The organism is Clostridium tyrobutyricum DSM 2637 = ATCC 25755 = JCM 11008 (assembly GCF_000359585.1).
Taxonomy (GTDB): Bacteria; Bacillota; Clostridia; order Clostridiales; family Clostridiaceae; genus Clostridium_B; species Clostridium_B tyrobutyricum.
On the sequence record NZ_APMH01000003.1, the window covers coordinates 155855 to 181235 of the forward strand.

The following is a 25381-nucleotide window of genomic DNA, read 5'->3' on the forward strand; positions in this document are numbered from 1 at the left end:
CAACCTGAAATTAGGAGGAGAAAATTGAATAAGCTAAAAGTCGGAATTATAAGTTTAGGCTGTGATAAAAATAGAGTGGATTCTGAAATTATTTTAAATAATTTAAAATACGATTATGATCTTGTTTCTGAATTAAAACAGGCAGATATAATAATTGTAAATACTTGCGGATTTATAGAATCTGCCAAGCAGGAATCAATAGATACCATACTGGACATGTCTAAGTACAAAGAAGAATTTAACTGTAAAATACTAATTGCTACAGGATGCTTGGCACAAAGATATGGCAATGAAATTATGCAGCTTCTTCCAGAGGTTGATATAATGCTTGGAGTTAATGATTATGACAAATTGAATGAAAGTATTAAAAATTATATTGAAAATAAATCTGATAAGGTATACAGTTTTAACTATAGTAATGTTAAAATAAATGAAGGAAGTAGAATACTTACAACAGCATCATCAACTGCTTATGTGAGAATTGCAGAAGGATGCGATAATTTATGCACTTACTGTATAATACCTAAAATTAGAGGAAAATATAGAAGTAGGAATATGAAGTCAATTTTTAAAGAATGTATGGAACTTGTGCAGCAAGGAGTAAAGGAAATAATATTAATAGCTCAGGACACTACAAGGTATGGAATAGATTTATATGGAAGAAAAATGCTGCCTGAACTTTTACAGGACATTTCCAAAATAGATGGATTAAAATGGATTAGACTGCTTTATTGCTATCCAGAAGAGATAACGATGGAACTAATATATGAAATAGCAAAAAACAATAAGATATGCAAATATATAGATATACCTATACAGCATATAAGTGATAATATACTTAAATCCATGGGCAGAAAAGGAAGAAAAGCTGAAATAATTCAAAATATAAATAATCTGCGAAAATTTATTCCCAATATTGTTATAAGAACTACGTTGATAGTAGGATTTCCCGGTGAAACAGAACGGGATTTTAGAGAATTAAAACAATTTGTAAATGATATGAAGTTTGATAAACTTGGAGTTTTTAAATACTCAAGGGAAGAGGGAACTCCAGCTTATAAAATGAAAAGCCAGATTCCAGAAGATATAAAAGTTCAAAGAGAAGGAGAAATTATGTTTCTTCAGCAAAAAATATCTCAGAAAATCAATAGGGCTAAAATAGGAAAAACATATGAAGTTATTTTAGAAGATAAAAAAGATGATTTATATTTTGGCAGGAGTTATGAAATGAGTCCAGAGATAGATGGAAGTATATACATAAGGAACAAAAGTGAATTAAAAATTGGCAGTATAATAAAAATAAAAATTGTAGATAGTCTTGAATATGATTTAATGGGAGTTGTATGTGATGAATTTAGCAAATAAACTTACAATAGTTAGGATGATACTTGTTCCTGTATTTTTAGTATTTATGGCAGTAAAGGATATTCCGTATTTTAAATTTATTGCTATAATAATATTTATTTTAGCATCGGTAACTGATAAATTAGATGGATATATAGCAAGAAGCAGAAATCAAATTACCAGGTTTGGGAAATTTATGGATCCGCTTGCAGATAAACTGTTAGTTACAGCTGCTCTTGTATCGTTAGTTGAATATCATATAATACCAGCATGGGTATCCATGATAATAATAGCTAGAGAATTTGCAGTAACAGGACTTAGGAGTATTGCTGCTGCTGAAGGTACGGTAATAGCAGCTAGCCCTTGGGGTAAAGCTAAGACTGTAACTCAAATAATAGCTATAATATTTGCTCTTATAAATTTAAATTATAATCATATATCTTTAGGATTACTTAGAACTGTAGTAAATCATCCTCATAAATTTTTAAATTTGACTACAGATATCTTTATGGCATTAGCCATAATAATGACTATAGTGTCTGGTGTAGATTATTTTGTTAAGAATAAAAAAGTAATAAATATTGATAAATAAAATTTTAATTTTTAGAGTTTTAATTCATGTGATTAATGGATTAAAACTCTAAAAAAATGTCTATAATTAGTTATATAGGTGAAATTATATCATTAGTAATTTTGACTATGTAAAAATTATTTTATAATATGATATCGGAGATTTAATTTATAGGTTGACTGTATAAATAATGTGGTATATAATGATTAGGAACATACGTTCGAATATGAAAGGATGTGAAATCTTTGGCAAGTTTAAATAATGAAAAGCTAAAAGCTATAGAATCAGCTATGGGACAGATAGAAAAACAATTTGGAAAAGGTTCTATAATGAAACTTGGAGAAAATAGTATATTAGATATAGATTCCATTTCTACAGGGTGTCTCGATTTGGACATAGCACTTGGAATAGGAGGAGTTCCAAGAGGAAGAGTAGTTGAAATTTTTGGACCAGAATCATCTGGAAAAACTACAGTAGCACTGCATATAGTGGCAGAGGCTCAAAAAACAGGTGGGGTAGCAGCATTTATAGATGCAGAGCATGCCCTAGATCCTTCCTATGCTAGAAACTTAGGAGTAGATATTGAAAATCTAATAGTATCTCAGCCGGACACAGGAGAGCAAGCACTTGAAATAGTGGAAGCATTGGTTAGATCAAATGCCATAGATGTAATTGTAATTGACTCTGTAGCAGCGTTGGTACCAAAAGCAGAAATAGAAGGAGAAATGGGAGATTCTCATGTAGGACTTCAAGCTAGACTTATGTCACAAGCTCTTAGAAAGTTAACAGCATCAATTAATAAATCAAGGTGTGTAACGGTATTTATAAATCAACTTAGAGAAAAGGTTGGTGTTATGTTTGGCAATCCCGAAACTACTCCTGGTGGAAGAGCATTAAAATTTTATTCTTCTGTTAGAATGGATGTAAGGAGAATAGATTCTATAAAACAAGGAGATAATATTGTTGGAAATAGAACCAAAGTAAAAGTTATTAAAAATAAAGTGGCACCTCCTTTTAAACGTGCGGAATTTGATATAATGTATAATCATGGAATATCAAAGGAGGGCAATGTTTTAGACGTTGGGGTTAGAGAAGAATTTGTTCAAAAAAGTGGAGCCTGGTTTTCCTATAATGAAACAAGACTTGGCCAGGGAAGAGAAAATTCCAAACAATTTTTGAGGGATAATCCAGATATAAGATTGGAAATAGAAAATAAGATAAGAGAAAAATATAATTTGCCTTTAGAAAAGCCTAATAAAAGGGAAAATGATAAAAATAAAGGTGAAAAGTCAGTTGATGAAAAAAGCAATTTAAAAACACAAGATAAATAGATAATTTTTATTTATAAAATTAACCAATATATGCATAATAGTATTGCAGTATAGGAACTTGACAATGTTTAAAATATAATATAAAATTAAGACAAATTCTGGTTTGTCATGTGCTTAGAAATTACCAATTGAATAAATATGACACCTTTTCTACGCTTACATATTTTAAAGGTTATAGATGCATAAAGATAAGCAAGGGAGGTGTACATGTGAATTCTATATTAATATATGAAATTATTGCTGGTATAGTTATAGCAGTCATTATATTAGCTCAATTTTATACTATAAAAAATAAATTATCTGATATAAAATCAAAAACTATTGAAGAATCCAATAAATTACGTGAAGAGTCTAAAAAAGAGGCTGAATCCAAAAGAAAAGAAATTATATTAGAAGCCAAAGAAGAAGCCCACAGATTAAGAAATGATGTGGAAAGGGAGTCTAGAGATAGGCGAAATGAAGTTCAAAGACTTGAAAGAAGGATTATTCAAAGGGAAGAATCGTTAGATAAGAAAAATGATATGCTTGAAAAAAGGGAAAATGCTCTGGATAGAAAGCAACAAGAAATTGGGAAAATGCAGTCTGGTATAGAGGATCTTTATAAAAAACAAAATGAGGAGCTTCAAAGATTATCAGGACTGAGTTCCGAAGACGCTAAGGAAATTTTATTAGAAAAAGTTAGAAAAGAAATTAAGCACGAATCTGCAGTTATGATTAAGGAAATTGAAGCTAAAGCTAAAGAAGAAGCTGATAAAAAAGCTAGAGAAATTATAACTTGTGCTATACAAAGATGTGCTGCAGATCATGTAGCGGAAACTACAGTACATGTTGTAACTCTTCCCAATGATGAAATGAAGGGAAGAATAATAGGAAGAGAAGGTAGAAATATAAGAACTCTTGAAACTTTAACAGGTGTAGATTTAATTATTGACGATACACCTGAAGCTGTAATATTGTCAGGATTTGATCCTATAAGAAGAGAGATTGCTAGAATAGCGTTAGAAAAACTTATAATTGATGGAAGAATACATCCAGCGAGAATAGAAGAAATGGTAGAGAAAGCTAAAAAAGAATTGGAAAGTGATATTAAAGAAGAGGGTGAACAGGCCTCATTTGAAACTGGGGTACATGGTCTTCATTTAGAAATAATAAAATTACTTGGAAGATTGAAATATAGAACCAGTTATGGTCAAAATGTATTAAAACATTCTATAGAAGTTTCTTATTTAGCTGGTCTCATGGCTTCTGAAATAGGTATGGATCCAACTATAGCAAAAAGAGCTGGTCTTCTTCATGATATAGGCAAGGCAGTTGATCATGAAGTTGAAGGTCCACATGCAATTATAGGAGCAGATGTAGCTAAAAAATATCATGAATCACCATTGATAGTAAATGCTATAGCAGCCCATCATGGAGATGTAGAATTTCAATCTTTAGAAGCAATACTTGTTCAGGCAGCTGATGCAATTTCAGCAGCTAGACCTGGAGCTAGAAGAGAGACTTTGGAAGCTTATATCAAGCGTTTGGAAAAATTAGAAGAGATAGCAAATACATGTGAAGGTGTAGAAAAGTCATATGCCATTCAAGCGGGTAGAGAACTTAGAATTATGGTTAAACCAGAAGATATTGACGATGCAGGAGCTGTTGAGATGGCAAGGAATGTAGTAAAAAGGGTAGAAGAAGAATTAGAATATCCTGGTCAAATCAAAGTAAATGTAATTAGAGAGACTCGAGCAGTTGAGTATGCAAAATAATAATTAAAATAAATGAGAATTTCTTTTGGATTTTTTAAATGATGAAGCTTTATTAAATCTAAAAGGAATTTTTAATTTTTTGTAGAATATTATAAAGTGATAATAATAATATCAATAACAAATAGGGTTAATATATAGGAGGGTTACTATGGAAGTATTAAAAGTTTCAGCAAAATCAAGTCCAAATTCAGTTGCAGGGGCTCTTGCGGGGGTATTAAGAGAACGTGGAGCTGCAGAAATACAGGCTATAGGAGCTGGTGCATTGAATCAGTCAATTAAAGCAGTGGCAATTGCTAGAGGGTTTGTGGCACCTAGTGGAATCGATTTAATATGTATACCAGCTTTTACCGATGTTGAGATAGATGGTGAGGAAAGAACTGCTATTAAGTTAATAGTGCAGCCAAGATAAATATAGATTGAATATTGTATTCATGGGGACTTGAATTATTATCAAGTCCTTGTTTAATTTATCCATTGACTATCTTACATACTATGTTAAAATTAAAAAAGATATACAACCTAGGAGGATTTTTATGGCAGCATTGTTAGAATTAATGAGACCAAAACAGTGGATTAAAAATTTTTTTGTTTTTGCAGCAGTTATTTTTTCGGGAAAATTTTTAAACATAAATGCAGTTGTTTCAAACATGTTGACATTTATACTATTTTGTATTACTTCATCAATAGTATATATATTGAATGATATAGTTGATATAGAAAAGGACAAATGCCATCCTGAAAAAAAGAAAAGACCTCTTCCAAGTGGAAGGGTAAGTAAAAAGTCAGCTATAATTTTAGATATAATTCTATTTGTTTTAGTCAGTTTTATAAGTTATAGATTTATGGATATTGCAATATTTAGCATAATACTGATTTATATAATTATAAATATAATGTATTCTTTCAAATTAAAAAATGTAGTTATAATAGATGTAATGATAATTACCTTTGGATTTATGTTGAGGGTAGAGAGTGGAAGCATTGCTACAGGAGTATCTGTATCACCGTGGCTGTTTTTGTGTACTGTACTTTTATCTCTATTTTTGGCACTAAATAAAAGGAAAAGTGAGATATTGACATTAAAAGATAAAAGTGCATCTCATAGAAAAATATTAGAAGAGTATTCTGTTAATAATATAGATAAAATGCTTACTATAGTTAATCCGTCTATATTAATGGCATATTGTCTTTATACATTTAGCTCAATTCAAAGTAGGACCATGATGCTTACAATTCCATTTGTACTCTATGGAATATTCAGATATGAATACTTGATAGACAAGAAAAATTTAGGAGGCAGGCCCGAAGATGTTTTTGCTAAAGATAAGCCATTTTTAATAGACATTATTATTTGGATTATAAGTGTAGTTGCTATAATATATCTAAAACTTTAGAAAGGTGCCGATTTTGGATGAAGATAAGAAATATTTTAAAAGATACATTTTATTATAAAATCATTATGATAATAGGTATGGTATTATGTGCATTGTGGATAATATTTATAAATTCCGCACCATTCTCAGATTTTGATTATTATTATAAAATGGCAGTTACAATAGCAAATGGAGGTTCATGGGGAGATACGTATACTTCAGTTGGATATTCCATTGTATTGGGTGGCATATTTAAGTTATTTGGAGCTAGTGTTATTAAAGCTAAAATATTCAATATAATATTGACATTTATAAGTTACTTATTATTTAAATCAATTTTATTTAAACTAGATTTAAATGATATAGATAGAAGGATACTATTTGCTTTGTTTGTATTTATACCAAATAATATTTTTTATAATAGTATATTAGGTACAGAACTACTTTTTACAGTAGTACTTTTAATTATAACTAATTTCTATATGAGTGAAGTAAAATTTAAATACTTTTGGATTGGTATTTTATCAGGAATTAATACTATGATTAAGCCATTTTTTATAATAATATTTTTTGCAATATTTCTTGTGGAAATTATAATGAACAAGAAGATTATAGGTTCTATAAAAAATGCATTGATAGTATTAGTTGTGACAGTTATTGTAATTTCGCCCTGGATATATAGAAATTCTAAATTAATGGGTGAATTTACTTATGTGTCCAATAACGGAGGAATAGTACTATATATAAATAATAACTCCCAAAATTCAAAAGGACGTTGGATGGCGGCCAGTTCAGTTGAAAATTCCATTGTAAATACTTCAGAATATAAAAATGAAAATATGACTGGTAAAAATAAAATGTTAAGTACATCTGCTAAAGAATGGATAAAATCTCATCCTGCCAAATTTATTGAATTGGGATTTAAAAGACTTTTTAATACATATTTTGTAGGAGATGATATAATTTATAGTACATATGCAAGCGGAATAAGCAATGGCTTTAGGTATTTTCTTATTGCTTATGCAAATCTTATAAGGGAGATAGTTTTCGCTCCAGCTATATTATGTATAATAGTTTATAGTATATTTATATTAAAATGTTTAATAAAACGCAGAAGCTATCTTATTAGTAAATTTAATATATATGGAGTATTACTATTCTTTATGTTTACATGTGTTTATTTTGTAACGGAAGGACAGGGAAGGTATTCCTTTCCAATAATATTTGTGCTTTTATATTATTTTTATATGTTTTTTAAAAATTTATTTTTATTTGGCAAGATAAGAAAAAATTAAATAGATTATTTAATTTTGGCTTCATGAACAGTTAATAATTTAAAATATCATTCAAATGTAAAATGGAGGAATAAAAATGAACTTATCAAAAAAAGCTGAAAAAATTCAAGCATCTATAACTTTAGCAATAACAGCCAAAGCAAAACAAATGAAGTCAGAAGGTATTGATGTAATAGGATTTGGAGCAGGAGAACCCGATTTCAATACACCACAGTATATTCAAGAAGCTGCTTTAGATGCAATGAAAAATGGTTTTACTAAATATACTCCAGCTGCTGGAATAGCTGATCTTAGACAGGAAATAGCAAATAAATTTAAAAAGGATAATAATTTAAACTATGGAATTGCTCAGATTATTGTATCCACAGGTGCCAAACAGTGTATTTCAAATGTATTATCTGCTATATTAAATCCAGGAGATGAAGTGCTTATAGCAGTGCCATACTGGGTTAGTTATCCTGAACTTGTAAAGCTTGCTGATGGTATACCTGTTTTTGTATCAACTAAAGCGGAAAATGGATTTAAATATACTATAGAAGATCTTGAGAAGTCAGTTACAACTAAAACTAAAGCAATTATAATAAATAGTCCTAATAATCCTACTGGAAGTGTATATACTAAAGAGGAACTCTCCAATATAGCAGAATTTGCAAAGAAGAAAGATATAATTATAATATCTGATGAAATATATGAAAAATTAATATATAATAATAACCTTCATATAAGTATAGCAAGTATATCAGAAGACGCTTATAATAGAACAATAGTTATAAATGGAATGTCAAAGACTTATGCTATGACAGGCTGGAGATTAGGATATGCAGCAGGAAACAGTAAAATAATAAAATTAATGTCTAATATACAAAGCCATACTACAGGCAATGCTAATTCCATATCCCAATATGCATCTTTGTGTGCGTTAAAACACGATAGTTCTGATATTAAATACATGATAAAAGAATTTGACAATAGAAGAAAATATATGATATCACGTATAGAAAATATACAAGGAATAACTGCTATTAAACCACAAGGTGCATTTTATGTAATGATAAATATATCAAAATTATTTGGCAGAAAAGTTGATGGAGTTGAAATTAATGATTCACTTGGTTTTTCCAGTGAACTTCTTGAAAAGGAAAAAGTAGCAGTAATACCAGGTAGTGGTTTTGGAGTGAATAATTATATTAGACTATCATATGCTACATCTATGGAAAATATAAAGGAAGGATTGGATAGAATAGAAAAGTTTATCAATGGTATAAATTAATTTAACCAAAATATGTTTAAAAGAAGTAAAAAAAATGTTATAATGAAAAGAGAGTTTTTAAATAATTTAATTACAGAATAATTGAGGTGAATAAAATGGTATCTAAGGAAGTTACAGTTAAAAGTGCAACAGGATTGCATGCAAGACCTGCAACATTATTAGTTAAGAAAGCTTCTTCATTTAAATCAGATGTGTCTATAGAATTTGATGGAAAGAAAGCTAATATTAAAAGTTTAATAGGAGTACTATCATTAGGTGTTACAAACAACTCAACAGTAAAAATTACTGCATCAGGAGACGACGAATCTTTGGCTGTTGAGGAAATAGCTAAATTAATAGACTCATTGGAAGAATAAAATTAAGAATAACTTACATAAATAAATGGCTCCTAATGGGCCATTTATTTATATGAATTATAATTTCTTGCCTTCATTAAAAATATAACTATATCTATTCCAGATACTCCCATAAGTATGTAAATAATTTTTCCTATCAATTTGTCATGACCGCCAGATATAATTTCAATTAGGTTAAAATCTGAAATACCATATAATCCTTGATTTAAAGCACATATAAGTATTAAAAAAAGAGAAACGATATCTATAATGGTAAATTTATACATAGAACTTTACCTCCCAAAATATTACTTATCAGTAAAATTATATTTAAATACCAAAAAATATAGAACCGTATATTTATAATTACAGTATTATGTTAAAAATACGAATATAAAAGTATAAAAATAAGTTTTCATATGTTATAATATGAACGAAAAGCATAGAAAAATTAAATAATTGCGGAGGAATTTTAATATGAGAGATACTTATAATACACCATTGAATACAAGATATGCATCAAAAGAGATGAGTTACATATTTTCAGAAGAAATGAAATTTAAAACATGGAGAAAACTATGGGTTGCTCTTGCAGATAGCGAAAGAGAGTTGGGACTTAATATAACCAAAGAGCAAGTGGACGAATTAAGGGCCAATGTTGATAATATAAATTATGAAGATGCACAAAGAAGAGAGAAAGAAGTTAGACATGATGTAATGAGCCATGTATATGCCTATGGACTTCAGTGTCCAAAAGCAAAAGGAATAATTCATTTAGGTGCTACTAGTTGTTACGTAGGGGACAATACTGATTTAATAATTATGCGAAATGGACTTAATTTGATTAAGAAAAAAATATTAAATGTAATAAATGTATTAACTAAATTTGCATTAAAATATAGGGATTTGCCTACTCTTGGATTTACTCATTTTCAACCAGCTCAGTTAACTACAGTAGGAAAGAGAGCTACTCTTTGGATACAAGATCTTTACCTGGATTTGGAAAATCTTCAATTTGTGATAGATACCTTAAGATTTAGAGGAGTTAAAGGAACTACAGGAACTCAGGCTAGTTTTATGGAACTTTTTGATGGAGATACTGAAAAAGTAAAAGCTCTTGATAAAATTGTAACTGAAAAGATGGGATTTAAAAATGAGTTTATGGTTACAGGCCAGACGTATACTAGAAAGGTAGATTCTATAATATTAAATACACTATCTGAAATAGCACAGAGTGCATATAAATTTAGCAATGATATGAGATTACTCCAAAACATGAAGGAAATGGAGGAACCTTTTGAGAAAAATCAGATAGGATCTTCAGCCATGGCATACAAGAGAAATCCTATGAGATGTGAGAGAATAGGCTCACTTGCAAGATATATAATAGTAGATTCATTGAACCCAGCGATAACAGCCGCAACACAATGGTTTGAAAGGACACTGGATGATTCAGCAAATAAGAGAATAGCAATACCTGAAGCATTTTTAGCTTTAGATGGAGTGTTAAATTTATATCTTAATGTATCAGAAAATATGGTCGTATATAAAAAGGTAATTGAATCCCATGTTAAAAAGGAGCTTCCATTTATGGCTACTGAAAATATAATAATGGAGTCTGTTAAAAAGGGTGGAGACAGACAGGAACTTCATGAGAGAATAAGAGTTCATTCAATGGAGGCTGCTAAAAAAGTTAAAATGGAAGGACAGGAAAACGACCTTATTCAGAGAATAATAGGAGATCCTTTCTTTAATATGGACAAAAATGAAATATTGGATTTGATAGATCCATATAAATTTACTGGAAGGTCAAAACAACAGGTAGAAGATTTTATAAATTGTGATATAAAGCCGCTGCTTGAAAAAAATAAAGATATTCTTGGAGAAAAAGTTGAGATAAACGTATAGAACTGTAAATAATTTAATTTATGCTGATTTAGTAGTATAATGTAAACATAAAATTCATTTAATGGAGGAAATTTTATGTTTGATATTACAATTATTGGTGCAGGCATAGTAGGCTGTTCAATTGCAAGAGAACTTTCAAAATATAAATTGAATTTATGTATACTTGAAAAACAAGATGATGTATCTTGTGGTACATCTAAAGCTAATAGTGGTATAGTTCATGGTGGATATTCAGATATACCAGGTACATTAAAAGCTGAGCTTTGTGTTAAAGGAAACAGAATGTATGAAAATTTAAATAATGAATTGAATTTTGGATACAGACAAACAGGTTCATTGGTATTGGCTTTCAATGATGATGAGAAAACTCATTTAGAAGAGCTATATACCAATGGAATAAAAAATGGTGTACAAGGTATGGAAATAATCAATGGACAGAAAGCTATAGAGATGGAACCATATATAAGTAAAGATGTTAAATGGGCATTATATTGCAAAAATGCAGGTGTATGTTCACCATATGAAATGACAATTGCACTAGCAGAAAATTCAGTAGAAAATGGCGTCAAATTGAAATTGGAACATGAAGTTACTTCAATAATTAAAAAGCAGGAATATTTTGAAATAGTTACCAATAAAGGAAAATTAGAAAGTAAATATGTTATAAATGCAGCAGGAGCGTATAGTGATAAAATATCTAATATGCTGGGATTAAATTATTTTAGTATTATTCCTAGAAAGGGACAATATGTTATCTTTAATAAGGATCAATCCTATTTGGTAAATAGTGTTATATTTCAGGTCCCGACCGAAAAGGGAAAAGGAATATTGGTAACAACTACATATCATGGCAACCTTATGATTGGACCAAATGCTCAAGAAGTATCTGACAGGAATGATGTATCTACTAATGAGGAAATACTTGAATATATAGTAAAAACGGCTGAAAAATCAGTTTCAGGTTTTAATATGAAAAAGGCTATAACATCTTTTGCAGGAGTAAGGCCAACTAGCAGTACAAAAGATTTTATAATAGAGGAAACTCAAATTAAAGGTTTTATTAATGTAGCAGGTATTGATTCTCCAGGAGTTACATCTTCACCTGCGATAGCTCTAAAAGTAGTGGATATAATATCAGAAATGAATGTGAAGTTAGAAAAAAATAAAGAATTTAACCCTTATAGAAAGCCTATTATAGTAAAAAAGGATGAAAAATTTGTTGGGGATATTAATTCCAAAGATCCTAAAACCCATATAATATGTAGATGTGAAAAGGTTACAGAAGCGGAGATCTTAGATGCTTTAAGAAGACCTATAAAGACGAATTCAATAGATGGTATAAAAAGACGTACAAGAGCAGGGATGGGAATGTGTCAGGGCATGTTCTGCCAACCAAGAGTAAAAAAAATTATAGCAAGAGAATTAAAAATAGATGAAGATGAAGTTAAGAGAAGAGGTCCAGGGTCATCTATACTTCCTAAAAGAGCAAGTAGATCTGATATTATGAATTTAAAAAAATAATATTGAAATTATAATAACATGTAGTGTAACTGCTTGCATATGATTCCATATCATATAGTATACTGATATACGTGGAGGTATTAATATGAGCAGATCCTATAATGATATAGATGATTTTATGCAGATTGCACTATATATGCTGCCCAAATATATGAGGCGAATAGAGAGATATAGAAGACATTATAATGATCATGGAGAACCTGACAATCATTTTAAAAGAGAAAAACATTCTCACGGTTATCATGAAGATCCTTTGATAGATAGAAAAAAGTTATTTGATTTTTTAGAAAAAAATTTTTTATCTGAAAAAGATATAGATTCTAAAAATAAAAAAAGAGAAGTAAAGCAAGATAAAAAAGTTAGTAAGAAAGATAATAAGATATCAAACCAAGCTGCAGATGGCAGTTTGGTAAAAGATAAAAAAGATGCGAAAGTTAAAGAAACTTCTGCTAAAAAAGATTACCATAATTATATTAGTCAGTTTTTATCTGGATTTTATAACCAATATATTGATATATCATTTAAATATCCATCAGTAAATACAATGGAAAATGTATTTTTGATATATGCAGATGACAATGTTTTAAGAATTAGAGATTCTCAAAATCAAATTTTTGTTTTACCAGTTTGGAATATATCAGCAATATACTTAAAAAATAGTTCTTTTAAAGAATATAATACTAAACATACCCATGTAGAAATCATTTCTATGGAAAATTATATGGAAAAATATTTTAATTCTCACATTGGAAAAAAAATTAGTATTGAAACTATAAATCAAGGAAAATTTAAATTTATAAAAGAATGTATTGTTAAAAAAGTTTATGATAGATTTGTTTTATTTGACAATAATATTATTATAAGTTTTAGTAGTATTATTTTAATAAAAGAAGACTTAGATAATCATACTATATAAAAAGGAGTAATTTGTTATTTATGTATACAAGTACTACGAAGATAAATGTAAGATATGCTGAAACAGATAAGATGGGAATAGCCTACCATTCCAACTACTATATCTGGTTCGAAGTAGCTAGAGGAGACTTTATAAAAGAACTTGATATTACCTATAATGAAATGGAACAAAGGGGTATACTCATGCCACTTGTTGAAACTTACTGCAAGTATTTAAGACCCTCAGTGTACGATGATAAATTGATAGTTGAAACTTCAATTGGAGAGCTAACTCCAGTTAAAATAATACTTAACTATAAGGTCATACATGAATCTACAGGAAAACTGATTGCTAAAGGCAAAACTACTCAAACCTTTGTAAATAAAGATTTTAAAATAATAAACCTGCAAAAAAAATATACAAGTTTTTGGGACAAGATTCAGCTGTTAAAATAGTAGAAGCTGCATGAAAAATTAGATATTTTCATGCAGCTTTCATTTTATTTAATAGCCGATTTTAATTTGTCAATTCCTATAGATAATCTTTTTAGAGATTCTTCTTTACCTATGATATCTGCAATTTCATAAGCACCACCAGCAGAGAACTTTTTTCCAGACAGGGCAGTTCTTATAGGCCACAAAACTATACCGTTTTTAACAGACAGTTCCTTAACTAGATTCATACATGCATCTTCTATATTTTTTATATTCCAGTCATCTATTGCTTCAAATACTGGAAGGATTTTTTCAAGAGTTAAAAGCGAATTTTCAAAAGTTGTTTTCATCTTCTTATGAACGTAGATATCAGCTGAATACTCTGGAAGATCCTGAAAGAAATCTATTAGATCACAAATTTCAGGTAATACTTCAATTCTAGTTTGCACAAGTTCACTTATCTTTTTAAAATTTAAATCTTTTGTTATTATTTTTTTATAATAAGGTATTGCCATTTCAGTAAACTTATCAGTATTCATTTTTTTTATGTATTCACCATTCATCCATTTTAATTTTACGTCATCGAATATAGCAGGAGACTTGTTTATGTTTTTGTAATTAAAAGCCTTCACCAACTCGTTTAAACTATATATTTCATTTTCGCCTCCAGGATTCCAGCCTAGTAGGGCTATGTAATTTATTATTGCTTCTTTTAGATAGCCTTTTTTTATTAAATCTTCAAAAGAAGCATCTCCATTTCTTTTACTTAATTTATGATGAGTGTCTTTCATTATTGGTGGACAGTGAACATAAATTGGAACCTGCCATCCAAAAGCTTCATACAGTCTGTTATATTTTGGAGAAGAAGATAGATATTCACTTCCTCTTACAACGTGAGTTATTCCCATAAGATGATCATCTACAACATTGGCAAAATTGTATGTTGGAAATCCATCAGATTTTATAAGTATCATGTCATCTAATTCTGAATTGTCTACAGATATGTCTCCATAAATTTCATCGTGAAAAACTGTAGTACCAGTTTCAGGATTGTTTTGTCTTATTATATAGGGTACTCCCGAATTTAAATTTTCTTGTATTTCTTCTTTTGAAAGATGGAGACAGTGTTTATCATATTTATAAGTTTGTTTTGCTGATTCTGCATTTTTATGAAGTTCATCAAGTCTCTCTTTTGAACAGAAACAGTAATAAGCTTCTCCTTTTTCAATTAACTGTTTTGCGTATTCTATATATATGTTAGTTCTTTTACTTTGAATGTAAGGACCAACTGGACCACCTATATCTGGCCCCTCATCGTGTTTTAACCCTGTTATTTTTAAAGTGTCATAAATTATATCTAAAGCACCTTCTACAAATCTTTCCTGGTCAGTATCTTCTATTCTAAGTATAAAATCTCCACCTTCATGTTTTGCTATCAAATAAGCATACAAGGCAGTTCGTAGATTTCCGACATGCATATAACCTGTTGGACTTGGTGCAAATCTTGTTCTTACTTTAGTCATTATTAACTTCACTCCTATTATTTTAAAGTAAAAACCTCTCATCCAAAAGACGAAAGGTTAAAATTAATCTTAATCTTAATTAAATCATATAATAATGGAGTTTGGGTGTCAAGATGATTTTAAATATCAAGCACTTTTGGTATAATATACATATATAAAATTCAGCAACATGTGGAGGTAATTATAAAAGATGAATAAAAGACCTAGATTGATGTGCATATGTTTTTCAGTAATTCCTATAGTAATTATAAGCATTGTATACTTTTTTTTAAGTTATACAAAAAGTATAAATAATTATAATTTTATAATATGTCTTGCAATAATATCAGTTATCTGTATAATTATATCTTTTGGTATAGGCAAGCCTATAAATCAAGATGTAAAAAACATATCTTGTATTGAAGATAATTTAATTAATGTGAATGATAGTATGGATTCCAAGCAACCACAATCTGTTAATAATATATTTAATATATCAAAAACAATTGTATCTTCTGCTAATGAAGTAGCAAGTTCTATACAGAATATATCCAAGGATACAAATTTACAATGTGATGAAATAGTAAATGTAGTTACTTTGATTGAAGATTTGAAGAATAAAGTCGACTTGATAGAACAAAAGTTATTAATGATATCTAAGAATACTAAACATAGTACATTAAATGCAAAAGAGGGAGAAGATAAAATATATGAACTTATAAAATATATAGTAAATATAAAGGGCTCTTTTGATATAGTGATGAATAAGATAAATAGTTTATCTAGTACAGTGTCCGAAATAGGAAAAATAACTGATGTTATATCAGGAATATCTCAACAAACAAATCTTTTAGCACTAAATGCTTCTATAGAAGCTGCCAGAGCAGGAGAGAATGGAAAAGGCTTTACAGTAGTTGCAAATGAAGTAAGAAAATTAGCAGAAAAATCTAAAGATTCATCAGAAAGAGTAGCTAATCTGGTTACTTCTATAATAGATGAAACAAAAGATGTTATTGATAATTCAAATGCAGTTGGATCACTACTAGAGAATCAAGCTGAAGTAGCCAATGATACTATAATTTCATTTGAGGATATTATAAATTCAATTACGACAGTTCCAAATCTTATAGATAAAGCTAAAAAGTCTTTTAATGAAACTTTAAGTGATAATAGTGAAATACTAGAGAGAATAGAAAAAATTTCGCGAGATTCACAATTCATATCTTCATCTTCGTCAGAAATAGCAGCTGCTTCACAAAAACTTTCAAATTTATCTTCAGGTATCAGTAATGAAATTAAAAGTTTAATTAAAGAATAAAAATTAGAAAGATTACATGAATTTAATGATATTTATGTAATCCTTCTGTTTTTTATATATTTTTAATTTGAGAACTTATTTTTTCTATTAGAGTTTCCCTGTCAAAAGAATCCAGGTCTTCTATAGAATTTATTATGGATAATATTTTATTTCTAACCATACTAAATTTTTTCGGAATTATACCAGGTATAAAAGTATCTCCTGCACTAGCTATAAATGTTGAGTAACCCCTTAAATTTAAAAAATTACTAAAACTTTCTAAAGACTGTTTTTCACCATGTACAAGTATTATTTTTTCCGGCTTAGCTTTAAAATTTGATAGCCAATTATATAATCCATCTCTATCTGCATGTCCAGATAGACCGTCCAATCTATATATTTTGGCATTTACAGCTATTTCTTCACCAAATATTTTTATTTTTCTGGCACCATCTACAATTCTTCTTCCAAGAGTTCCCTCAGCCTGATAACCGACAAATACTATAGAACATTCTTTTCTCCATAGATTATGTTTTAAATGATGTTTTATCCTACCAGCTTCACACATTCCGCTGGCTGATATAATTACGGCACCATGATTTACCTTATTTAATTTCATAGATTCTTCTGGAGACTTTACGAAAGTTAATCCATCAAAGCTTAGAGGATTGATTCCTTTTTCCAGAAATTTTTTTGCCTCACTATCATAGTATTTCTCATATCGTGAAAATATAGAAGTTGATTCAGAGGCAAGGGGACTATCTACATAAACTTTTATTTTATCTAAAACGTTTTCTGAAATATACTTATTTAATGAATAGATAACTTCCTGAGTTCTTCCTACTGCAAAAGAAGGAATTATTACATTTCCACCTCTTTTAAAAGTATCAATTATGATCTGCGATAAATTTTTCATTTCATTAGCTGAATTTGAATGCAGCCTGTCTCCATAAGTGCTTTCCATAATTACATAATCAGCATAATTCACGTTTGAAGGATCTTTTAAAATAGGTAAGTGACTATTTCCCAAATCACCTGTATATACGATCTTTATATCTTTATTATCTTCAGTTATAAGCATTTCCACTATAGCTGAACCAAGTAAATGCCCTGCATCTTTAAATTTTAATTTAAAACCGTCAAACAGCTCTATCCATTGTTCATAAGGATATGCTTTAAAAAGGTACATGGAAACTTGGGCAAGTTTTATAGTATATAGAGGCTCCAATGCAGTGGAGATACCTTGTCTTATTCTTTTTCTGTTTTTCCATTCTGTATCAGATTCCATTATATGAGCACTATCTGTTAACATTATATTACATAAGTCTTTTGTCCCCTCTGTACATATTACAGATCCTTTAAAACCATGTTTATAAAGAAGAGGTATTCTGCCGCTGTGGTCTATATGTGCGTGACTTAAAATTACATAATCAATTATTTTTGGATCAAAATTAAAGGTATCATTTCCACGCTCATTTTCATCTTTACCTTGATATAAACCACAATCAAGCAATATATTTTTATCCTTGATTTTTAATAGATGAGATGAACCTGTAACGCATCCAGCCGCACCATAAAATTCTATTTTCACAATATCGCCCCCCTGTATAAAATTAATATTAGATTTATATAAATATTATATCATATACTGTAAATTTAAAATGTGCTATCTATATTTATAAAATTTATAGCGTCTTTGTTTTTTACGAATTATAGTTTTCCTGATCATAAGTGCGATAATTGCAAGTATAATTATAGTAGATATATATATTGTCAGGCTTTTTTTCATAATGTATTTTCTTGATAATTCAGAGTAAAGTGAATATTTTTTTAAACTGTCACGTTCTTTTATCTGTAAAGTTCCTATAGGTTTTTTACCTCCTAAATTAGAGTAATTTACGGGATTTAGACCTATAGATTTTTTTAATTCATTTTTATTTATGTCATTTTCGTAATAAGTAACATTATCAGAAGTTTTTAAGGGTACGGATATATTAACACTTGGTCCAAAGCCTAAGGGTTTATATCTTATATTCATTTTTTCAACAATTGAATCTTTTTTGTATAATATACTTGGTTTTGCAGTATAACTCCAATTTATTATTTTTTCCATATCATTAAATACATAAGTGTCTTTTGGATCATAGATAGATTTCATAACAACACCAAGTATTTTTCTGCCTGATCGTTCATAAACCGTTACAAGGCATCTTCCAGCGGGAATAGTATATCCAGTTTTTCCAGCTATACATCCATCTTTCCCCAAAAGCTTGTTTCTATTTTTAAATGTAAAGCTTACTCCTTTTGAAGTCTTTATAGTAGTTGTTGATTTTCCCATGGTATCTTTTATCCATGGATTTTTAAATGAAGTTTTTGCTATGATACTCATATCATATGCACTTGAATAGTGATCTTTATTGTGAAGTCCATTTGGAGTTACAAAATGTGTGTTTTTTAAGTTTAATTCTTTAACTTTTTTATTCATAAGATCTGCAAAAGACGGAGCATTCTTGGATACATTTTCAGCTATCATATATGCTATGTCATTTGCAGAATACATTAATAAACCATCCATGGCAGAAGAAGCAGTCATTGTGTCTCCAACATCTATGGAGTGTATATCATCATTCAATGAAGCAGCCGGTTGTGATTTTGCATCTTTAGTATACTTTAATGTAGAATTTTTTTGCCTGTTTTCAGATAAAATTAAAGCTGTTAAAAGCTTAGTTGTACTAGCAGGGTACATTCTATTATCTATATTTTTAGAATATATAATTTCTCCAGTCTGCATGTCCACAGTAATGGCTGATTCACCATATATTTTTACTGGAGTTGAATTTTCAGGTTCTTTGGCATATACATTGATGTTAAGGACCATAACAATTATAAATGCAATAAATATGTAAAATTTATTTTTAATCAACGAAGATCACTCCATTTACTTAGATTTATGTATATAATTATGTTAAATAATATTATACTATGAATATAACAGTAAAAGTATATCATTAAGAAATATATTTTACAATTGAAGAAGTGGGCTTGTATTAAGTATATATGCCAAGTTAATATATTATTAATAAATAGAAGATGGAATGGAAGGAAGTGTATATATTATGGATAAAATATATAATATATTTAAGAATAGAAAACCAGGTATAATAGGAAATTTTAAAAAGGCATCAGTTATGTTGCTTTTAACCGGTAAACAAAATAATCCTAATATAGTATTTGAAGTAAGATCTTTTAAATTATCTCATCAACCAGGAGACATATGTCTTCCTGGAGGGAAAATAGAAAAAGATGAAATTCCAAGACAGACAGCTATAAGAGAAACAATGGAAGAGTTGACTCTAAATAGAGAAGATATATATTTTATTGGTGATATGGACTATGTAGTTACGCCATTTAACTTTATAATGTTTCCCTTTGTATCTAAACTAGATGAAAATGCAAAAATAGTGCCAAGCCAAGCTGAAGTTGATCATATTTTTAAAGTACCTCTGAAATTCTTTATGAGTACTGAACCCGAAATGCATGAGTTACCCATAATTCAAAAGAGTGATAAAAATTTTCCATATCATCTTATAAATGGTGGAAAAAATTATAAGTTTAGGGAGGGAAAAGTTCAGGATTATTTTTATAAATACAAAGATTATGTTATATGGGGATTTACAGCTCTTGTAGTAAAAAGATTTGTTGATATTATAAAAGATAATAGAATTGGAACTCCATAAAATAATATGGAGTTCCAGATGGAAACTATTATTCTTCATAAATTTGAGAATGTTTATGAAGAAGTTCATGTTTTAAATCCCATAACTGTTTTGAAAGATCTACATAATAGGGATGTGGATTTTCAAATCTTAAAACTTCAGGCCACATTTTTTCAGTTTCTTTTGTAACAAAATTTTTTATATCCATAACATGGGGACTTTTATATACTAAGTTTCCATTATCAAATATTTTTACCATAAGATCTTTTATATAATAGTTTTTAAATTTTTTCTTTTTCCATGTAAATACAGGATCAAATATTTCTATGGGTTTTGAAGTATCTATTTTTTCATCCCTTAAGGTTATTAAATCTGCTATAGCCTTATTTTCAGTTTTATCATATATTCTATAAATCTTTTTAAACCCGGGATTAGTTATTTTTTCTTCATTTTCACTTATTTTTATTTTTGGAATTATGTTTCCATGTTCATCTTCTATGGCGGATAACTTGTATACTCCTCCAAATACTGGTTCTGATTTTGCAGTTATAAGTCTTTCTCCAACTCCAAAGGAATCAATGCAAGCTCCTTGATTAAGTACATCTCTTATAATAAATTCATCTAGAGAATTTGAAATAACTATTTTAACATAGTCAAAACCAGCATCATCTAGTATTTTCCTGCATTTTTTAGTTAAATAAGTTATATCTCCACTGTCTATTCTTATACCTAGAGGCTTTTTACCCATGGGCAGGAGAACTTCATTGAATACTTTTATAGCATTTGGAAGTCCAGATTTTAATACATTATAAGTATCTATTAGAAGCACACAATTATCTGGTGAAATTTCAGCCCATGTTTTAAAGGACTCATATTCAGATGAAAAAAGTTGTATCCAACTGTGAGCCATAGTACCCACAGCAGGTATTCCAAACATCTGCTCCGATATAGTGCATGCAGTAGAGTCACATCCACCTATGACAGCAGCTCTTGCACCATATACTGCACCATCATATCCTTGAGCACGTCTTGAACCAAATTCCATAACAGGTTTTCCTTTAGCTGCTTTGCATATTCTATTTGCTTTTGTAGCTATAAGGGTTTGGTGATTTATTGTCAGAAGTATCATTGTTTCTATAAATTGGGCTTGAATTGCAGGTCCCCTCACTGTTACAAGAGGTTCATTTGGGAAAACAGGATATCCTTCAGGTACTGCCCATACATCACAGGTGAATTTAAAGTTTTCTAAGTAGTCTAAAAACTTTTCTGAAAAGCCACCCTTTTCTCTTAAATAATTGATGTCATTTTTAGTGAACTTTAAGTTAGATAAATATTCTATTATTTGTTGAACTCCAGCCATAATACAGTAGCCACCCTCATCAGGTATCTTCCTAAAGAACATGTCAAAATAGGCAATTCTATTTCCCATATTGCTTTCTAAATAGCCATTTCCCATAGTCAGTTCATAAAAATCTACTAACATAGTAAGATTTCTACTGTTTCTTACGTCAGAATTTTTTACGTAGTTCATAATAATCTCCTCTAAAATTATGTTTTAATTATTCATCATATGTCAATAATTTTGTATATACACATTGTAATACTTTAGTGTGTTTAATACAATAGCAACAGTCTAATGGATTACATATGTTATAGGAGGGTATTTATATTTATGTTTAAAGATAAGCAACTTGATGAAAAACAGAGAGAGGCTGTTTATACTGAATATACTAATGTAGAAGTATGCGCACCACCAGGTTCGGGAAAAACCACTGTTATTATAAATAGAGTCTGTCATTTAATAGAAGACATGAAAGTGGATCCACTTAATATAGTAGTAATAACATTTACCAAATCAGCTGCACATAATATGAAAAACAGATATTTAGCTATTTCAAAATATAAAGATAAAATACCTTTCTTTGGAACATTTCATTCTCTATTTTATAAAATATTATTAGAATACAAACACAATATAAATATAATAGAAGAAGATTACAGCTTTAAAATTATAAAGAATGTATTAAAAATGTATTTAGATTGTGTACCAAGGCAGAAAATTAGAGAGATATTAAATGATATATCTATGTTAAAAAATAAAAATTCAAGTATTGATAATTTTAAAAGTAAAACTGATAAAAGTGTTTTTATTCATTGCTTCAACAGCTATGAAAAATATAAACTCAAAAATAATTTACTGGATTTTGACGATATACAGTTACAAGCCAAAAAATTATTTATAAATAATGAAAATATTTTAAATAGGTATAGAAAAATATTTAAATATGTACTGGTTGATGAATTTCAAGATTGTGACGAACTTCAGTTAAAATTGCTGCAACTTGTTTGTTTAGGCAATTCAATATTTGCAGTAGGTGACGAAGATCAGTGTATATACGGATTCAGAGGTTCCAATCCAAGTTACATGGTAGGCTTTGATAAATATTTTAGTGAAGGAAAGAAACTTTTTTTAAATTTAAATTATAGAAGTGTGAAAAATGTTGTGGAACTTTCTAAAAATCTTATAATGAACAATAAGAATAGAAATTTAAAAAGTATAAATGCCAATAAAAAATTTATAGGAAAAATAGAATTCTTTAGGTTTGAAGGAGAATATGATGAGGCAAATTATATTTCCAAGAAAATAATAGAAATTGTAGGTTCCAATAAGTATAACTATAGAAATATTGCCATTTTATATAGAACCAATATAGAGTCAAGAAATATAATATCCAATTTTCTAAAGAGGAATATAAAATTTAAGTTTTTAAATGGAAGCTATAATTTTTTTGAACACTTTATATGCATGGATATAATAGATTATTTAAATATTTCTATAATGGAGTACGATGCAGACAGTTTTGCTAATATAATAAACAAACCTTATAGATATATTAGTAAAATCAATATAGCAAAGGTTAAAAAGTATCCATATAGAGAAAATTGTTTTGATATTTTAAGTAATATAAGAAATATGCCTGTCTTTCAAATAAAAAAGATATTAAAATTAAAAAAAATTGTATCAAGATTTAAAAAAATGCCTTTGGATAAGGTCATAGACACTATAATATACAAAATTGGATATATAAATTATCTTGAAAAATTATGCAAAAAGAACAATATTGATATTGCTGAATGTGAAAATATATTGCAGGAGTTTAAAATGTGTTTTGAAAAATTCAATGATATAAGTGAATTTTTAGAATATGTAAAAAAGTTTTCAAATAGTATAAAAGAGAGTATACATTTTGACAATGCTGTAATTTTAAGTAGTATTCATGGAGTAAAGGGTATGGAGTTTGATAATGTATTTATAATAAACTGCAATGAGGAAATAATTCCACATGTAAATAGTATTCCAAAATCATTGGAAGAGGAAAGACGACTTTTCTATGTTGCAATTACAAGGGCTATAGATAATCTATATATATATTCAGTTGAAAATATATGTGGAAAACCAAAGGAAGCATCGAGGTTTTTAGATGAACTTTTTCCTAATAAATAAAACTTTTTCCATATATCTAAACAATAAAATTTAGGTGTAAGCGGGCTTACAGTTTAAGAGAATCAGTATTAAAAAAATTTAAAAAACAATAATTATAAGATTAGCCAAGTCGCCTTATTATAGCTAATAAGAATGGCTTGGCTATATTTGAATATTTTATGAACTTATATAATCTCCACTATTTCCATGTAGGACTTGTCCTGTAACATGAGTAGAGTCATCAGAAGCTAGGTATACATAAGTAGGGGCAAGTTCTACAGGTTGGACAGCTCTTTTCATAGGTGTATCAGTTCCGAAAGTTGTTATATAATTTGCATCAAAACTTGCAGGTTGAAGAGGTGCCCAGATAGGACCTGGGGCAACTCCATTGACACAAATTCCTTTTGAGATAAGTGAAAGAGCTAATGAACGTGTAAAGCTTACAATAGCTCCCTTTGTGGCTGAATAATCGATCAATAATTTATTGCCTTGATAAGCAGTAATTGAAGTTGTAGTTATAATTGTAGCTCCGCATTCAAGATAAGGCAAAGCTGCCTTGGTTACATAAAATAATGGATAGATATTGGTACGAAATGTATCATCCCATTGTTCTGTAGAAATATCCCCTAGGCTATTTTGTGGAAATTGTACACCAGCATTATTTACTAAAATATCCAACTTATTAAATTCTAATATAGTATCTTTAATTATTTTTTTGCAAAGTGACTCTTCCCTCAAATCTCCTGCAATTAAAAGACATTTTCCACCATGTTTTTCAACAAGTGCTTTTGTTTCTTTAGTATCTTTATGTTCGTTAAAATATGCAATGACAATGTTAGCACCTTCCTTTGCAAACGAAAGAGAAACAGCTCTTCCAATACCACTATCCCCTCCAGTAATTAAAGCAACCTTATCTTCTAATTTACAACTACCAATATAGTCTGGATTATCGAATATAGGTCTTGGTTTCATAATATATTCAAGGCCAGGTTGAACTGGTTGATGCTGAGGTGGAAAAGCTATAGGGACTTGTTTGCATTGAATTTTGTAACCTAAATATGGATAATAAAAAATCAAGTTTTCCTCCTAAAAATAGTTTCTATTATAGATGTTAAAGAATTATGAGAATCAGCTAAACTTTAACAAAATTTAACAGATCACTCACAGAATAATAAGAAACCAAGTGGCTTGATATCAAAACTATGTTAAGTATACATTTAATATATTATGTAAATTAAAATAAAATGTAAACAAAATAAGTCTCCGTGAACTATATAAATGTATACAATAGATTAAAATATACATATAATACAATATAAGTATCAGTTAATCCTGAAAAGCTTTGTTATTA

General features: G+C 28.9%; 22 protein-coding genes. 16 read left to right on the forward strand and 6 right to left on the reverse strand.

Annotation, left to right across the window (positions count from 1 at the left end; all coding sequences use genetic code 11):
- Positions 1–24: 24 nt before the first annotated feature.
- From rimO to J418_RS0102955, 9 genes are all read left to right on the forward strand, one after another.
- On the forward strand, positions 25–1365 hold the full coding sequence (gene rimO / locus J418_RS0102915; RefSeq protein WP_017750592.1) for a 30S ribosomal protein S12 methylthiotransferase RimO: 1341 nt from the start codon (positions 25–27) through the stop codon (positions 1363–1365).
- Positions 1349–1936, forward strand: a complete 588-nt coding sequence (pgsA, locus tag J418_RS0102920) for a CDP-diacylglycerol--glycerol-3-phosphate 3-phosphatidyltransferase (RefSeq protein ID WP_017894753.1) — start codon at positions 1349–1351, stop codon at positions 1934–1936. The genes rimO and pgsA overlap by 17 nt, the downstream gene beginning before the upstream one ends.
- 224 nt (positions 1937–2160) lie before the next feature.
- Positions 2161–3246, forward strand: a complete 1086-nt coding sequence (gene recA, locus J418_RS0102925; protein ID WP_017750590.1) for a recombinase RecA — start codon at positions 2161–2163, stop codon at positions 3244–3246.
- A gap of 209 nt (positions 3247–3455) precedes the next feature.
- Positions 3456–5000 carry a ribonuclease Y gene (gene rny, locus J418_RS0102930; RefSeq protein ID WP_017750589.1) on the forward strand — a complete coding sequence of 515 codons (1545 nt, stop codon included), beginning with the start codon at positions 3456–3458 and terminating at the stop codon, positions 4998–5000.
- 148 nt (positions 5001–5148) lie between these two features.
- Positions 5149–5409 carry a stage V sporulation protein S gene (locus tag J418_RS0102935; protein WP_017750588.1) on the forward strand — a complete coding sequence of 87 codons (261 nt, stop codon included), beginning with the start codon at positions 5149–5151 and terminating at the stop codon, positions 5407–5409.
- Positions 5410–5533: 124 nt separating this feature from the next.
- Positions 5534–6394 carry a decaprenyl-phosphate phosphoribosyltransferase gene (locus tag J418_RS0102940; RefSeq protein WP_017750587.1) on the forward strand — a complete coding sequence of 287 codons (861 nt, stop codon included), beginning with the start codon at positions 5534–5536 and terminating at the stop codon, positions 6392–6394.
- Between the two features lie 17 nt (positions 6395–6411).
- Positions 6412–7668, forward strand: coding sequence for a hypothetical protein (locus tag J418_RS0102945; RefSeq protein WP_017894754.1), 1257 nt, complete (start codon positions 6412–6414; stop codon positions 7666–7668).
- Positions 7669–7744: 76 nt separating this feature from the next.
- Positions 7745–8938: a pyridoxal phosphate-dependent aminotransferase gene (locus tag J418_RS0102950; protein ID WP_017750585.1), complete on the forward strand. Its 1194-nt coding sequence runs from the start codon at positions 7745–7747 to the stop codon at positions 8936–8938.
- 95 nt (positions 8939–9033) lie between these two features.
- Positions 9034–9294, forward strand: a complete 261-nt coding sequence (locus tag J418_RS0102955; RefSeq protein ID WP_017750584.1) for an HPr family phosphocarrier protein — start codon at positions 9034–9036, stop codon at positions 9292–9294.
- A gap of 44 nt (positions 9295–9338) precedes the next feature.
- Here the strand turns inward: J418_RS0102955 and J418_RS0102960 are convergent, their stop codons facing one another.
- On the reverse strand, positions 9339–9560 hold the full coding sequence (locus J418_RS0102960; RefSeq protein ID WP_017750583.1) for a DUF378 domain-containing protein: 222 nt from the start codon (positions 9558–9560) through the stop codon (positions 9339–9341).
- A gap of 190 nt (positions 9561–9750) precedes the next feature.
- Between J418_RS0102960 and purB the strand changes: the two genes are divergently transcribed.
- The 4 genes from purB (at position 9751) to J418_RS0102980 (ending at position 14052) form a co-directional block, all read left to right on the forward strand.
- Entirely contained in the window at positions 9751–11181 is a 1431-nt protein-coding gene (purB, locus tag J418_RS0102965) for an adenylosuccinate lyase (RefSeq protein ID WP_017750582.1), read from the forward strand.
- A 75-nt stretch (positions 11182–11256) separates the two neighbouring features.
- Positions 11257–12702 carry an NAD(P)/FAD-dependent oxidoreductase gene (locus tag J418_RS0102970; protein ID WP_017894755.1) on the forward strand — a complete coding sequence of 482 codons (1446 nt, stop codon included), beginning with the start codon at positions 11257–11259 and terminating at the stop codon, positions 12700–12702.
- Positions 12703–12787: 85 nt separating this feature from the next.
- Positions 12788–13618 carry a hypothetical protein gene (locus tag J418_RS0102975; RefSeq protein ID WP_017894756.1) on the forward strand — a complete coding sequence of 277 codons (831 nt, stop codon included), beginning with the start codon at positions 12788–12790 and terminating at the stop codon, positions 13616–13618.
- Positions 13619–13638: 20 nt separating this feature from the next.
- The gene (locus J418_RS0102980) at positions 13639–14052 is read left to right on the forward strand and encodes an acyl-CoA thioesterase (RefSeq protein WP_017894757.1); all 414 of its coding nucleotides are present in this window, start codon (positions 13639–13641) and stop codon (positions 14050–14052) included.
- A 44-nt stretch (positions 14053–14096) separates the two neighbouring features.
- On the opposite strand, the gene gltX is transcribed toward J418_RS0102980, so the two are convergent.
- The gene (gene gltX / locus J418_RS0102985) at positions 14097–15554 is read right to left on the reverse strand and encodes a glutamate--tRNA ligase (protein WP_017894758.1); all 1458 of its coding nucleotides are present in this window, start codon (positions 15552–15554) and stop codon (positions 14097–14099) included.
- 190 nt (positions 15555–15744) lie between these two features.
- On the opposite strand from gltX, the gene J418_RS0102990 reads away from it, so the two are divergent.
- The gene (locus J418_RS0102990) at positions 15745–16851 is read left to right on the forward strand and encodes a methyl-accepting chemotaxis protein (RefSeq protein WP_017894759.1); all 1107 of its coding nucleotides are present in this window, start codon (positions 15745–15747) and stop codon (positions 16849–16851) included.
- Between the two features lie 52 nt (positions 16852–16903).
- On the opposite strand, the gene J418_RS0102995 is transcribed toward J418_RS0102990, so the two are convergent.
- Both J418_RS0102995 and J418_RS0103000 read right to left on the reverse strand, forming a co-directional pair.
- Positions 16904–18421 (reverse strand): MBL fold metallo-hydrolase RNA specificity domain-containing protein, encoded by a 1518-nt coding sequence (locus J418_RS0102995; protein WP_017750576.1) that lies wholly within the window; start codon positions 18419–18421, stop codon positions 16904–16906.
- A gap of 75 nt (positions 18422–18496) precedes the next feature.
- A complete protein-coding gene (locus J418_RS0103000; RefSeq protein ID WP_017750575.1) occupies positions 18497–19753 on the reverse strand; it encodes a D-alanyl-D-alanine carboxypeptidase family protein in 1257 nt (418 codons plus the stop codon).
- 193 nt (positions 19754–19946) lie between these two features.
- Between J418_RS0103000 and J418_RS0103005 the strand changes: the two genes are divergently transcribed.
- Positions 19947–20567, forward strand: a complete 621-nt coding sequence (locus tag J418_RS0103005) for an NUDIX hydrolase (RefSeq protein ID WP_017894760.1) — start codon at positions 19947–19949, stop codon at positions 20565–20567.
- Between the two features lie 28 nt (positions 20568–20595).
- Here the strand turns inward: J418_RS0103005 and J418_RS0103010 are convergent, their stop codons facing one another.
- Complete coding sequence (locus tag J418_RS0103010; protein WP_017894761.1) at positions 20596–22077, reverse strand: nicotinate phosphoribosyltransferase; 1482 nt, start codon at positions 22075–22077, stop codon at positions 20596–20598.
- A gap of 141 nt (positions 22078–22218) precedes the next feature.
- Here J418_RS0103010 and J418_RS0103015 point away from each other — a divergent pair, with 141 nt between their 5' ends.
- Positions 22219–24051, forward strand: coding sequence for an ATP-dependent helicase (locus J418_RS0103015; protein WP_017894762.1), 1833 nt, complete (start codon positions 22219–22221; stop codon positions 24049–24051).
- Positions 24052–24207: 156 nt separating this feature from the next.
- Here the strand turns inward: J418_RS0103015 and J418_RS0103020 are convergent, their stop codons facing one another.
- Positions 24208–25107 carry an SDR family oxidoreductase gene (locus J418_RS0103020; RefSeq protein WP_017894763.1) on the reverse strand — a complete coding sequence of 300 codons (900 nt, stop codon included), beginning with the start codon at positions 25105–25107 and terminating at the stop codon, positions 24208–24210.
- Positions 25108–25381 lie beyond the last annotated feature (274 nt).